General features: G+C 58.4%; 13 protein-coding genes. 4 read left to right on the plus strand and 9 right to left on the minus strand.

The window, feature by feature from the left end; translation table 11 throughout:
* The first annotated feature begins 24 nt into the window (after positions 1 to 24).
* A complete protein-coding gene (cgtA, locus tag DXY10_RS13395) occupies positions 25 to 1,014 on the plus strand; it encodes an Obg family GTPase CgtA (protein ID WP_115019953.1) in 990 nt (329 codons plus the stop codon).
* Positions 1,015 to 1,085: 71 nt separating this feature from the next.
* Entirely contained in the window at positions 1,086 to 1,268 is a 183-nt protein-coding gene (locus DXY10_RS13400; RefSeq protein ID WP_115019954.1) for a hypothetical protein, read from the plus strand.
* A gap of 96 nt (positions 1,269 to 1,364) precedes the next feature.
* Here the strand turns inward: DXY10_RS13400 and DXY10_RS13405 are convergent, their stop codons facing one another.
* The gene (locus tag DXY10_RS13405; protein ID WP_115019967.1) at positions 1,365 to 1,583 is read right to left on the minus strand and encodes a CP12 domain-containing protein; all 219 of its coding nucleotides are present in this window, start codon (positions 1,581 to 1,583) and stop codon (positions 1,365 to 1,367) included.
* Between the two features lie 161 nt (positions 1,584 to 1,744).
* Between DXY10_RS13405 and DXY10_RS13410 the strand changes: the two genes are divergently transcribed.
* A complete protein-coding gene (locus DXY10_RS13410; protein ID WP_115019968.1) occupies positions 1,745 to 2,221 on the plus strand; it encodes a hypothetical protein in 477 nt (158 codons plus the stop codon).
* On the opposite strand, the gene DXY10_RS13415 is transcribed toward DXY10_RS13410, so the two are convergent.
* From DXY10_RS13415 to DXY10_RS13430, 4 genes are all read right to left on the minus strand, one after another.
* Positions 2,202 to 4,127 (minus strand): ABC-F family ATP-binding cassette domain-containing protein, encoded by a 1,926-nt coding sequence (locus DXY10_RS13415; RefSeq protein ID WP_115019955.1) that lies wholly within the window; start codon positions 4,125 to 4,127, stop codon positions 2,202 to 2,204. The two genes, DXY10_RS13410 and DXY10_RS13415, sit on opposite strands and share 20 nt — an antisense overlap.
* On the minus strand, positions 4,124 to 4,762 hold the full coding sequence (locus DXY10_RS13420; RefSeq protein WP_115019956.1) for a DUF2301 domain-containing membrane protein: 639 nt from the start codon (positions 4,760 to 4,762) through the stop codon (positions 4,124 to 4,126). The genes DXY10_RS13415 and DXY10_RS13420 overlap by 4 nt, the downstream gene beginning before the upstream one ends.
* Positions 4,763 to 4,863: 101 nt before the next feature.
* Positions 4,864 to 8,307: a calcium-binding protein gene (locus tag DXY10_RS13425; protein ID WP_115019957.1), complete on the minus strand. Its 3,444-nt coding sequence runs from the start codon at positions 8,305 to 8,307 to the stop codon at positions 4,864 to 4,866.
* A 147-nt stretch (positions 8,308 to 8,454) separates the two neighbouring features.
* The gene (locus tag DXY10_RS13430) at positions 8,455 to 9,438 is read right to left on the minus strand and encodes a glutathione S-transferase C-terminal domain-containing protein (protein WP_115019958.1); all 984 of its coding nucleotides are present in this window, start codon (positions 9,436 to 9,438) and stop codon (positions 8,455 to 8,457) included.
* A 49-nt stretch (positions 9,439 to 9,487) separates the two neighbouring features.
* Between DXY10_RS13430 and DXY10_RS13435 the strand changes: the two genes are divergently transcribed.
* Complete coding sequence (locus tag DXY10_RS13435; protein ID WP_115019959.1) at positions 9,488 to 10,435, plus strand: aspartoacylase; 948 nt, start codon at positions 9,488 to 9,490, stop codon at positions 10,433 to 10,435.
* Here DXY10_RS13435 and DXY10_RS13440 read toward each other — a convergent pair.
* From DXY10_RS13440 to DXY10_RS14705, 4 genes are all read right to left on the minus strand, one after another.
* The gene (locus tag DXY10_RS13440) at positions 10,432 to 10,803 is read right to left on the minus strand and encodes a hypothetical protein (protein WP_115019969.1); all 372 of its coding nucleotides are present in this window, start codon (positions 10,801 to 10,803) and stop codon (positions 10,432 to 10,434) included. The genes DXY10_RS13435 and DXY10_RS13440 overlap by 4 nt on opposite strands.
* Positions 10,804 to 10,884: 81 nt before the next feature.
* The gene (locus DXY10_RS13445; protein WP_244282347.1) at positions 10,885 to 11,280 is read right to left on the minus strand and encodes a hypothetical protein; all 396 of its coding nucleotides are present in this window, start codon (positions 11,278 to 11,280) and stop codon (positions 10,885 to 10,887) included.
* A gap of 94 nt (positions 11,281 to 11,374) precedes the next feature.
* Positions 11,375 to 11,728 (minus strand): hypothetical protein, encoded by a 354-nt coding sequence (locus DXY10_RS13450; RefSeq protein ID WP_115019960.1) that lies wholly within the window; start codon positions 11,726 to 11,728, stop codon positions 11,375 to 11,377.
* A 31-nt stretch (positions 11,729 to 11,759) separates the two neighbouring features.
* Positions 11,760 to 11,918 (minus strand): hypothetical protein, encoded by a 159-nt coding sequence (locus DXY10_RS14705; RefSeq protein ID WP_170953845.1) that lies wholly within the window; start codon positions 11,916 to 11,918, stop codon positions 11,760 to 11,762.
* Between the last annotated feature and the right edge of the window lie 309 nt (positions 11,919 to 12,227).

A 12,227-nucleotide genomic window follows, 5' to 3' on the forward strand; every position in this document is an offset into this window, starting at 1 on the left:
GGTTGGCCCTGCCCGACGCTTGACGTGCAATTCATTGACCAAGCCCGAGTCACCGTGCGCGGAGGCCGTGGAGGCGATGGCATTGTTGCGTTTCGGCGCGAGAAATATGTGCCTGCTGGTGGTCCATCCGGAGGCGATGGGGGGCATGGGGGCAACGTGGTGTTTGAAGCGGATGCGAACCTTCAAACACTCCTGGATTTCAAATACAAACGCCTCTTCCCGGCTGTGGATGGGCGCCGGGGTGGGCCGAATCGCTGCACGGGTGCCTCAGGCCCAGATCTGGTGATCAAGGTGCCATGCGGAACGGAGGTCAGGCATCTCAAAACCGACATCCTGCTGGGAGATCTCACAGACAGCGGTGAGCAATTAGTGGTGGCTTTTGGTGGTCGCGGTGGTCTTGGCAATGCCCACTACCTCAGCAATCGCAATCGAGCACCGGAGAAATGCACGGAAGGCCGAGAGGGTGAGGAATGGCCCTTGCAGCTTGAGCTCAAACTGCTTGCTGAAGTGGGGATTATTGGCCTGCCGAATGCCGGGAAAAGCACGCTGATCAGCGTGCTTTCAGCAGCGCGACCCAAGATCGCCGACTATCCCTTCACCACCCTGGTGCCCAACCTTGGTGTGGTGCGTCGTCCGACAGGAGATGGCACTGTGTTTGCCGATATTCCCGGTTTGATCGCTGGTGCTGCCCAAGGCGCCGGCCTCGGCCATGACTTCTTACGCCACATTGAACGCACGCGGTTGCTGGTTCACATGGTGGACGGTGGCTCAGAGGACCCTGTGGGAGACCTCCGCGTTGTGGAACAGGAGTTGGAGGCCTATGGCCACGGTCTTGTGGATCGTCCGCGGTTACTAGTGCTGAACAAGTTGGAGTTGATCGATGCGGACGAACGTGAGGAGCAGCGGCAGCGTCTCGAGGAGGCCAGTGGCAGACCGGTGATGTTGACCTCCGCGGCGATGGGGCAAGGCCTGGATCGTCTTCTTCAGAGCGTTTGGGCGGAACTCGGAGTCTGAAAAAAGGTGCTGCACTCTGTTGTGCTTTGTCACCTCCATGGCAATAAAGGGAGCAGAGCTGATCCTCTGCTGTGACTTTTTTCACCTGTTTTGATGATCGTGGTGGGCTGATCGCCCGCTGCCAGACCCAAGCCGAAGTGGAAGCCCTGCGACGCCGTGGTCGTCCTATCGCATCGGTGCAGCCGATGAAACCTCAGGAGGCTGTGGTCTGCGGTCTGACCAGCAGTCCGGCGGAATATGACGAGGAGCTCTGAAAGTTCCCCGCTCAGTGTTGTGCGACTGCACTGAACCATCAAAAAAGCCTGCAGCTCTGTGGCTGCAGGCTTTTTTTGTTCTTCTCTGGCGCTGGGTCAGTCGTCGTAGACCCGACACTCGTCTGCATCAGGGTTGGCCTCGCAGTAGAGCTCCAGGGGTGTGGGGTCGTGGGAGTCTTCAGGATGTTCCTTCTTGTACTCCTGAAGGGACTCCAGCTCCTCAGTGATGTGGCGGACCTTCGCCTCATTCCCTTCAGCCTGGGCTTCCTGAAGGTCGGTCTGGTCCTTCTGAATGTGCTCGTCGATTGATTTCATGAGAGCTGCGGCCAGCACCGCCTTCTTGCAACGCTCATTACCTTACGGCTCATTTCCACGGACGCCACAGCCATGGGGTGCCACTCCGTTTCCGTAACAACGTCATTGTCAGCAGGCCATGACCGGCGCTAACAGCTGAATAGGAAGTGGGCAGTCATCCCATGGTTCGGATCAGGCAGCGCCAGGGCCGGCATTTCATGGATGACGAAGGGCGGATGTTTTGGATCAACGGCCCGGAGGAGTTCTGCTATCTCTCCGAACAACGCCAGTGGCGTGAAGGTCTTTCCTTCCAGCAGGTTTTGGAGTGGAAACAATGTGCGCCGTCCGGCCTGGTGAGCCAGCGGTTCAGTTCGATGTTGGCTGCCTGTGAGGCGTTCGAACACAACCAGGTGATTTGGTCTCATGACCTTTACCTGCGGCGGATGGGAGATCAGATGCAGTTGCACCGCTCTGCTCAGGATTACCGCCCAACCGCGATGAAGAAGGCAGAGGAGGCGGGTCAGCGGGTGGAGCCCCAGCCCTGGGAGGGCACGGTGCAGTGCCCTCCCAGCTGTGAATGGCCGGCCCCGTCGTCTGGGGAGGCCCTGCTTCACCCGCGTCGTCGCAGACGCTCCGGGCTCAAGGTGCCAGTTCGCTGAGTTCAAGCCAGCGTTCTTCTGCCTCGGCCAGTGTTTCCAGCAGTGTGGCCAGCTCTTGGCTGAGGCTGGTGAGATCGTCGCTGCCGCTGCCGATTGCTGTCTCTAGTGCAGCCTTGCGCGTTTCCATCTCTGGCAGCTGTTTGTCGAGTTGTTCCAGCTCCCGCGCTTCCTTGAAGCTGCGCCGGCGGGGCTTGTTGCTGGTTGGTGTGGCTGCCTTCTCACGTGGCCCTGCGCTTGATGTTGATGATGCGCGGCTGGTGGTGTTGCGGCTGAGTTCTTCGGCCCGTTCCAGCTCCCGGCGGTGGTCGAGAAATTCGCTGTAGTTGCCTTCAAATCGTTTGAGCTTGCCCTCTTCAAAGCAGAAGAGACGGTCAACGGTGCGATCGAGAAAGTAGCGATCGTGGGAAACCACGATCACGCAGCCTCGAAAATCCTCGAGAAGATCCTCCAGCACGCTCAGGGTGTGCACATCCAGATCATTCGTGGGTTCGTCGAGCAGCAGCACATTCGGGGCCTGGATCAGCAGGCGGCAGAGCGTGAGCCGGCGTCGTTCGCCACCGGAGAGTTTGCTCAGAGGGCTGTGTTGCTGGGCCGGAGGGAAGAGAAAGCGTTCCAGCAACTGCGAAGCACTGAGTTGCTCGCCCCCCAGATCGATTCGGGAGGCTGCTTCTTCCACGAATTCGATCACCTTGCGCTCCAGCCCTCGGCCACTGGTGAGCAGATCGGTGTGCTGATCGAGATAGCCCAGGTGCACCGTGTCGCCAAGGCGAAGTTCCCCTCCGCAAGGCTGTCGGCGTTCGGCAATCAGATCCAGCAGAGTCGATTTGCCGCTGCCGTTCGGACCGATGATGCCGATTCGATCCTCTGGGCTGAAGCTGTAGGTGAAGTCGTCGAGCAGCACAGTCCCACTGGATGTGCCGTCGTTGGTGACCCGCAGGTTCTCCGCTTCAATGGCCACCTTGCCGATCCGGCGGCTCACGCTTGCCATCTCCAGCTGGTTTTTGGCGCGCTTGGGTGGGGCTGCGCGCATCGCTTCGATTCGTTGCAGCCGAGCTTTCTGCTTGGTGCTGCGGGCTTTCGGCCCCTGGCGAAGCCAGGCGAGCTCGCGGCGCAGCACGCTTTTGAACTTGGCCGCAGAGGCGGCATCGGCCGCATCCTGCTCTGCCTTGCGTTGCAGATACGTGCTGTAGTTGCCGTCGTAACTGCGGGCTTCGCCGTCGGCTACCTCCACAATCCGACGGGTGACTCGGTCAAGCACGTAGCGGTCATGGGTGACGAGCACCACCGCTCCTGGATAGCGATCCAGCCAGCTTTGCAGCCATTCCACGGCGGCCGCATCGAGGTGGTTGGTGGGTTCATCCAGCAACAGCACATCAGGGCAAGCCACCAGGGCTGATGCCAGGCCTACCCGTTTGCGATACCCGCCGGAGAGCTCCTCCACCGGTTTGTGCAGATCGCTGATCCCCAAGCGTTGCAACACCTCCTGGCACTGTTGTTCCAGCCCCCAGGCCTCGGCTTCATCCATGCGTTGGCTGAGGTGGCCAAGCTCGGTGAGCAGGCTGCTGTTTTCGGGTTCCTGGGCCACGGCTTCGGTTAGGGCGCTGAAGCGCAGCAGCAGTTCCCGTTTCTCTCCACAGCCGGCCAGAACCTGCTCAAGCACTGTGAGCCCGGGCTGCACCACACTGTCTTGGCCCACCAGCTCCACGCGCAGCCGTGGCGAACAGCGCCGCTCTCCTCCGCCAAGCGGCTCGTCTCCTGCCAGCACCTTCAGCAGCGTTGATTTGCCAGCGCCATTCGGGCCGATCAAACCGAGCCTGTCATTGCTGTCGATGTGAAGGGTTAGGGCGGCGAAAAGGGTGCGGATGCCGAAATCTTTTTCCGCATCCACCAGGCTGATCAGACTCACTGGGCTCCAGCCGTGCGCTGTTGCTCCAGATAAGCAAACACGCTCTTATCGCCGACATCTGCAGCGGCCGGACCGCCGAATTTACGTAAGGCCAGCACGATCAACAGGATCGCCGCTGCTCCTAGCAGCACCAGGCTTAGGGCCGGTGGTAGCAATCCGCTGAGCTGTCCCAGCAAGGCGATGGGCAATAGCAGGGTGAGCCCGATTGCCTCAGGCCGCTGGAAGCAAAAGAACTCCTTGAAGCCGATACCGGCCAGGGCGGCAAAGAGGGGGCCCACCGCCAGGATCCAGAGAGGTTGGCTCTGCAGAGTGCTGAGCGCGTTTGTCGGGCCGGCGAGCACCAGCAGTGCGGCCCAACCGAGGCAACCCAGCAGCCAGAACAGCTGCAGGGTTTGGTGCAACGGTTTTAAATAGATGTGGATCCAGCGCAGGGCGAGGCCCATGGCCGCGGCGAGGGGCAGGATCCAGAGCCAGGCCAGCTGACCTCCCAATTGCCACCATTGCAGGAGCCCGGCGCTGAAGGCGATGCCACTCACCAGTAGGGCGAAGCGATAGCGCTGCACATCCCGGCGGTCTTGCTCCGTGATGGTGTAGGGGCCATAAACGCCTTCAAACTGGGGATCGGCCGTGGTCATGGCAGCTCAGCTGAACTGTTCACCAGTGTGCTCAGCTTTCTCCGAAAAAGAAAAAAAGCCTGCCCCCAGGGGGCAGGCGCAGGGTGCATGAGGTGAGTCGATCAGGCGAGAGGGTCGATGAAGAATTCCCTCTGTGCCCAGACGGGTTGCTGCTGACGCTCTTGACCTGGTTCCCATGCCGTGTGCTCCATAGAAACCGTGGAGGCCAGGGTGCTTTGCACGGTCTCCTCAGGCAGCGTGGTGCTGGCTTGTTCAACTGAGTGGAGTGAGTCGATTTCTGTGCTCTGAGAACGTGTCCCGGGTTGTAAGGGGGCGCCGATGTTGTCATTGGAGAGGCCAGCAGCGCCAGTCAAAGCATCGTTTTGAAAGCTCCCATCAACTTGGTTGCCGATCGAAGCGCCAATAAGCTCATCGGTGTCGATATCGGCCCAGTCGGCATTGGCTTGACTGCGCTGCTCTCCCGTCAGAGGCTTGACTTTCAACAGACCTTGGCTGTTGCGTTCGGTATCAGTAAGGACAACTCCCTTGTTGATATTAGAAAACTCAAGGATTTTTGTGTTGTTATTGTTGGTCGTTTTTGTGATAAAGCCACTGCTTTTACTGGTGTCGCTGTAAGTGAGCTTGAATGTGTTTCCGGCTTCGATGTGGGCAGCAAGTCCATCAATTGCAAGAGAGTCGTCCCCCTTGTTGCCATTGACAACTGTAGTTTTTTTCAGTGTTGTGTTGGCGGGATCAGTGTTGAAATTGGTGGCATAGCTGATGAACAGTTTGTCGTCATATTGGGATCCATTTGTGGTCCCAGTAGCCCCTGTCTGTAGCGTGTATCCGCGGCCTTGGTTGGAAGATGGTTGGGCATCGTCTAGCGTGTGATTACTGCCACCCCAGGTGCGAAGTACCTCGACGCCAGACAATTTGTCTGTCCATAATTGTGCAGTATTAGTGACTGTGATTTCTTTTTTATTCGTCCCGGTGCTGATCGAGACGGCTGACTTTAGGGACGTGTAGCTGGCGGTGTCAGTGCCTGATCCTCCATAGACGGTGTCAGAGCCTTCGCCGGGGTCAAAGAAGTCATTGCCTGATTCCCCTTTTAACTCGCTGTCGCCGTTGTCGCCCATTATGCGGTCGTGGCCTTCGAATCCGTTGGCTTTTAGCACTGTCGTCTTCTCGACATTGCTTTTGCGCTTGATGATGATCCTGTCGTTTCCGATGCCGCCGGGTCTTCGATCCGTTGGTCGAGAGACATATTGCCATTGCGAGTCTTTCGCGAAGACATAGTGTGCTGTTCCGTTTGTTTTTCTTAAGTGAAGAAATTGCTCAAAGTAACTTTTTGTGTTTCCGAGTCTTTTGGCTTCTGCGGTTTGGCTGGTGGTGAGATGTATTTGCCCAATAAGTCGAGCACTGTTGTCGCTTGCTCCGTCTGTCCGTGATGAGTTGATTTCAATAATTCCTCCTTGTACTGGGTCCGTGCGGTAAGTAATTGTGGGTGTAATTCTTGCGGTAAAGTTAATTTGGTCCCGGCCGATTTTGAAGTCTTTGAACGTGTCATACGTGCGGTTGCTCCCCAGGTCGAACGGGGTGACCGTAAGGTCTCCGGGTATCAGTTTGTTGATTTCTCCTCTGCGCTTGTCGATCAAGCGCTTCTCTTGAAGCTCTTCTTCGATGCGGGCATCTTCTGCCATTTGGTTGAAGATTGTTTCGCCGATTAGCGCTCCTACTCCGAGGGTATATTTTGTGTATTTCTTGAATGTTCTTAAGTGGAGTTTTGATGCATATTTGTCTATTTTTTTCTCGATTGTGCCTGCGACTGTCTTTGCTGCTGGACTGAAAGTCTTTGCTGTTGTCAGGCTTCCGAGAATCCCTTTGTGGCTTCCTCGGATCTCTGCTTCGCTTTTTGTTCTATTGGCAAGGTCGTTGATGTCTCGGACGGACTGGAGAAGGGCCTCGGCCCCCTCGATCTCTATTTTTTGGATGCTTTCATCGTTGTGGTCTGCGTGAAGAACAATGACGTGCCCGCTTTCATTGCCGAGTTTATGGACTTTCCCAAATGTCTGAACAATGGAAGATTTGTTTTCGTATGAAAGTGACCAGATGTCTTTGGGAGCTGTGTTGTTTGTTGGTTCCAGCTCAGCGAATCGACCGGAATTGGCATAACTTCTGGACTTGTCAGTTGTGGCGCTATTGATATTGCGCTCAAAGCTCCCATCACCGATCTTTCCTCCGCGGAAGGAGTCGCCGCTGGAATTGGTGGTGTTGTTGTATTGGATTTTGATATTTCGAGAGAAGATATTAGAGAACCGACCAGTTTGTGTCCCTCCCTTGGCAGTATTTTTCCGAAAGTCGACGTCGTCGAAGGTCAATGAGGATTTTTCGTTGTCTCTTGCGAAGCTGCTGATGATTCCAAGGGCTGCTCCGTCTCCTCCACGCCCAGGTTTTCCACCCTCAGTTCGTGTGGGATCACCGGCTTTCGTTGCTGACGATGCCCATTCGCCGCTTCGGCCATTGGCACCCTGTTTGTTTTTGTACGTCCAGCTTGGAGTGCGTTTCTTCCAAGACCCGAAAGGCCAAACGTCGTGACTCCAGTACCTATCAGCTCCGGCATTGGCGCCGGCGCTGCCGCCGACCCCGCCGCCTGCGCCGAAGTTGCCGTCTCCACCGCGGCCGCCATAGCCTCCATTCCCCCAATCGCTCCCAGAACCTTTTGTATACCCACTAATGATTGGACGGGCGTCGGAATCAGTTCTCGGCCTTGTCTGGTAATTGCCGCCACCGCCAGCGCCGCCGCCAGCGCCAGCTTCGCCGAACTTGCTTCCATTGCTTCCCTTGCTTCCATTCTCGCCAATTTGCGTTCGCGCGTAATCTTTAGGCTTGACCCAGCCTGTCATGTAACCAGGGTGCAAATAGTCGCTCCAGCCTTTGCGGCCACCTTTGCCGCCCTTGTTTCCTGTGGAGCTCTCATTGAATCCTCCTCCACTCTCTCCACTCTCTCCGGTGGTTGGCTCTACAAATTTGTGCCAGCCCTTGGCATAGAAAGACTTACCTCCTTTGGCTCCTTCGGCTCCCGTCCCTCCTTCGACCGTGTTGCCTTGAAAGCTGCTTTCGCGCCAGGTTACGTGTCCGTTGAAATGCAGCACGGCTGAGCCTGCTCCAAGTCCACCGCCGCCTCCCTTCTGCCCGTCGCCTCCTTTGACGTGGCTATTGATCAGATGCATGCGGGTGATGTCGACCTTCAGGTCCTCGACCCCGCCGACATTGACAGAGGAATCGATGTTGTTCTGGTTGCCGATTTGAAATAGCGGTCCGGATGCATTTTTGCCGTCAATAATGATGTTTTTGGTGAGATCTTTATTGAATGTCCAGTCTCCTTTCTCAAGGTGGTAGCCAGTTTTCACTTTGATGTGAAAACTCGATGTGAAGGAAATTTCAACCTCTTTGCCTTCTTGTACAGCTTGATTACCTTGACGAATGGCTTCCCGCAGGGATCCTTCGCCATCGTCGTTGTTGTTCGTGACCTTGATCACGAAGCGTTCTGTGGTTGCTGTCGTCATTGCTGAGTACCTGGGATGTTGTGGTGAGGCGTTGCCTCTTTGACATCCACAAGGTCTCTGCGCTCTTGGTGAGGCTTGCGTTCGCTTGCTGGTGGGGGCTCGGATCAGATCGGGTGAAAATCAGGTGACTCGATTGCTCCCAATTCGCTAATGGGGTGCTCCGCTGATCAATGTGTTCAGGTCCGGCCCCGCAGGAACCAGTCCGCCAGGATTGAGCGGGAAGAGAGCGCCGAAGTAATCCCGCCGCCAGGCCTCGCCATCGCAGGTGCCTGCGACTCCGGGCAGCGCGTAAAAGCGCTGGCGCCAGCGCCATAGGGCAGGGAACATCCACAACGGCCTGGCGCTGCAGCCAAACAGGGGGGCATACACAAGCTCCCAGCGGATCAAGGTGGGAAACAAGCGCACATCGGCGATGGTCAGCTGTGCACCGCACAACCACGGCCCTTTTCGCTGCAGGGCTGCCTCCACTTGGTCCAGGGCGGCGAACAGTGCGTCGCTGGCCTCGTCATAGGCCTTCTGCGTTCGAGCAAAGCCGCAGCGATAAACCCCATCATTCACTGCTGGTTGCAGCAGGGTTTGCCAACGCTCGATGGCCTCTTGGGTGCCTTGAGGGGCCAGGTCTGGGGCTCCATCCCCGCCAGGCCAGCGATTGAGGGCTTCGCTGAGGGCCGCACTGTCATTGCCCAGCAGACGGGGTGTGATGTCGGCGTCGTTGCCTGGATCCACGAGGGCTGGAACGGTGGCACGGTGATGCGGCGGTGTGCCGCAGTGTCGGTAGAGGGCTAGGAGGGAATCGCATCCCAACCAGGAGGGAGCAAGACTCCAGCGACCGGCGCGGTGATCCGCCTGGGCCATGAGCAGCGTGAGTGTTCCCTCCAGTCGCCGCAAGCGGTGCATCAGCCAGGTGCGGTGGGCCCAGGGGCAGCTGCGCCCGATCACCAATCGTGGCCGTTGCTGGAGGGATCGACCCAGCAGCTCCTCTGATCGAGGAACCGTGACTTCCAGTCGATCGCTGGGCGGGCGGACGTAGCGCCCTTCCGCATCAGCTGGCCCCAGCCCCTGCATTAATTGACGCCATTGCCAACGCCAGCCCTCACGGGCAGTGGCAACAACCAAAGGGGGGACTGCCATGGGTCGCGGTGTTCAACAGTGTCAGTCTGGAGGTGTTGGCATGTGGTGAATGGCACGTCCTCGTGTTTTGGTGGTGGCCGGCACCCATGGCAACGAGATCAACGCCCCATGGTTGCTTGATCAATGGCAGCGCAATCCGGCTCTGATTGCTTGCGCAGACGTCACCCCAGTCCCCGTGATCGGCAACCCTGCGGCTCGTGCGCAGGGTCGGCGTTATCTCGATCGTGATCTCAATCGCAGCTTCACGCTTGAGCTTCTGGCGCGGGCGGACGATCCAGCCATGGCTAGCTGCGAGTCATCGCGACTCGATCGAGAGATCGTTCGAGCCCATGAATTGGTCAGTCGCTTCGGACCTGAGGGGCCGGAGGGCTGTGTTGTCGCCCTCGATCTGCACAGCACCACCGCGGCCATGGGCAGTTCGCTGGTGGTCTACGGCCGCAGGCCAGCCGATTTGGCCCTTGCGGCTGCGGTTCAGCAGCGTCTTGGTCTGCCCGTTTATCTGCACGAGGCCGATCAGGACCAGCAAGGGTTCTTGGTGGAGCGCTGGCCCTGTGGTCTCGTGATTGAGATCGGCCCGGTGCCGCAGATGCTGCTTCAGGCAACCATCGTGGAACACACGCGCCTCACGCTGGAAGCCTGTCTGGCTGTGATGGCAGATGCGCGGCGGCAGCAGTTGGTGTGCCCACCGGCCCTGATCGTGCATCGCCATCTCGGCAGCCTCGATCTTCCCCGTGATCCCGAGGGGCGGCCTGATGCTTGTGTGCATCCGGCGCGTCAGGGGCAGGACTGGCAACCGCTGTTGAGCGGCGATCCACTGTTCCTGAAGGCTGATGGCAGCGTGATTCCTTACGAGGGCCCGGATGGCAGGGTCCCGGTGTTCATCAACGAGGCCGCCTATGGGGAGAAAGGGATCGCACTCAGCATCACGGAGCGTGAGGTCTGGCCCGTGGAAGGGGCCGTTCCTGAGGCGCTCCAGATGCTGTTAGCTGACGATTAACGAGGCGCGCCGTTGTAAATGACGCTGTCAACCGTGTAGCCATCAGGGGCAATCTTGATCTCTGTTTCCGTGGTGGGCTGGCTGTTGTCTTCAGGCCAGCCGGGCTGTCCGCCCAGGAATTGGAAGGTGTAACCGTCGGCGTTGTTTTGGATGAGGCAGTCGCCACCTCCAGTATTGGTTTGGAACATGCAGGGTGCAGGCCGGTAAACAGTGAGCCCACCGTTGTCGGTGACGGCTGTATTGCGCGCCAGGTTGAGGGCCCGAATCTGAGCGGCCGGTACTTGGGCATGCACCAGTGAGGGGATGGTCGCCCCCAGCGCTGCAGTGCCTGCCAAGACCACCACCGCGGAGAGTGAACGAAGGCGGATCATGCCAAGAGGAGAAAGGCACCCTTAGTGGTGAATCCGTTAGGCCTTGATGTCAACTTGGGGCGGCTTTCGGTGGGGCTGTTAGGGAATCGGCGTGTTGGTGACACTGCGAATCGTCTGACCATCCGCAGACACCGTCACGGTTGTGGTCACCGTGGGAGTGACGGGATTGCGCTGTTGCCAGCCTGGTGGTCCACCGCGGAAGCTGAAGATGTAGCCGTCTGGTGTTTGACGGACTAAACACTCGGGCGCGCCAGTGCTGTACATGCAGCGATCGGCTCTGTAGCCGGACACTCCCCCATTGAGGGATTCGGCACGCATGCGCGCCAGATTGGCGGCTTTGGTCTGGGAGAGCGGCAGCGCACCGGGCTCGCCGTTGCTGGGTAATGCGGCGGAGAGTGTTGCGCCAAGGAGCACCAGGCTCGCCAGACGGGCCGCTTTGGCAGGTTTGAGGATGGGTCGGAGAAAGGGAGTCATCGCTCCGATCTTGGCGTTGGCAGCTTGCACAGATAGGTCTGGATGGGCCTTGAGGTCTGACCGGATGTGACTGCAGCAAGGGCGGAGTGCTCTTTCAGCCGCATACCCAAGTGTTCTGTTCCTCCGTGCAGGGGAGATTGCTGGTGGAGCCATCGCCCCAATAAATACGCAGCCGGTCATCGACGGTGCCCAGCCGCAACGTCAGGGATTTCACAGGGCCAGCCGGTGTTTTGTCGCCTGGATCCGGGCCTGGAGAAGGGTCTTGGTCCAGACGCCTTTCCAGCTGCTGAAGGCGATAGTCAAGCCGCTGGATGGCCTCTGTCTGGTTGATCGCCTCGGAGGATGACTGCTTTGCACTGCAGCCCACCGAGATGAGCCCGACGATGCCAATCAACGCCAGACATTTGATGGTCTCGGCTCCGGGACGAGACGGGGTCGCAGGGTTCATGGGTGGCTGCGGTAGTGCCCAGTTTGCTGCTTCAGCAGGGATAGACCAGGCGTTCGCTCCAATAGACAACAGCGCCTTGTGCTTCCAGTTCAAGACGGCGGTGGCGAGCCTGGTGGAAGGGGACGGTCTCCTCCAGGCGTCGTCCGGCATGGAGCCAGCGGATCAGAACCACGAGGTCACCGAATCTCAATCCGAGAATCTTAAGTCTTTGTTGACTTCCCTTTGCTCGGGGCTGGGCCTCTGGTTTGGATTTGCTCAAGAACTCTTCACCGATTCCGGCTTTTCCTTCGCCATTGGGAGCCGTTGGGCGAAAAGACGCCCATGGCGCTCCGCCCAAGGGAGAGGCGATTGACACAAAGGTCTCTTTACAAAGCGCAATCTTGCGTTACATTGCTTGAGGCAGGGCATTCCTGCCCTTCCGTAACCGTCTCTTCGGAGACATTCTTTCCGTTCTCATGACCACCACCATCCAACAGCGCTCCGGCGCGACCGGCTGGCA

It is taken from the genome of Synechococcus sp. UW140 (assembly GCF_900474295.1).
Lineage (GTDB): Bacteria > Cyanobacteriota > Cyanobacteriia > PCC-6307 > Cyanobiaceae > Synechococcus_C.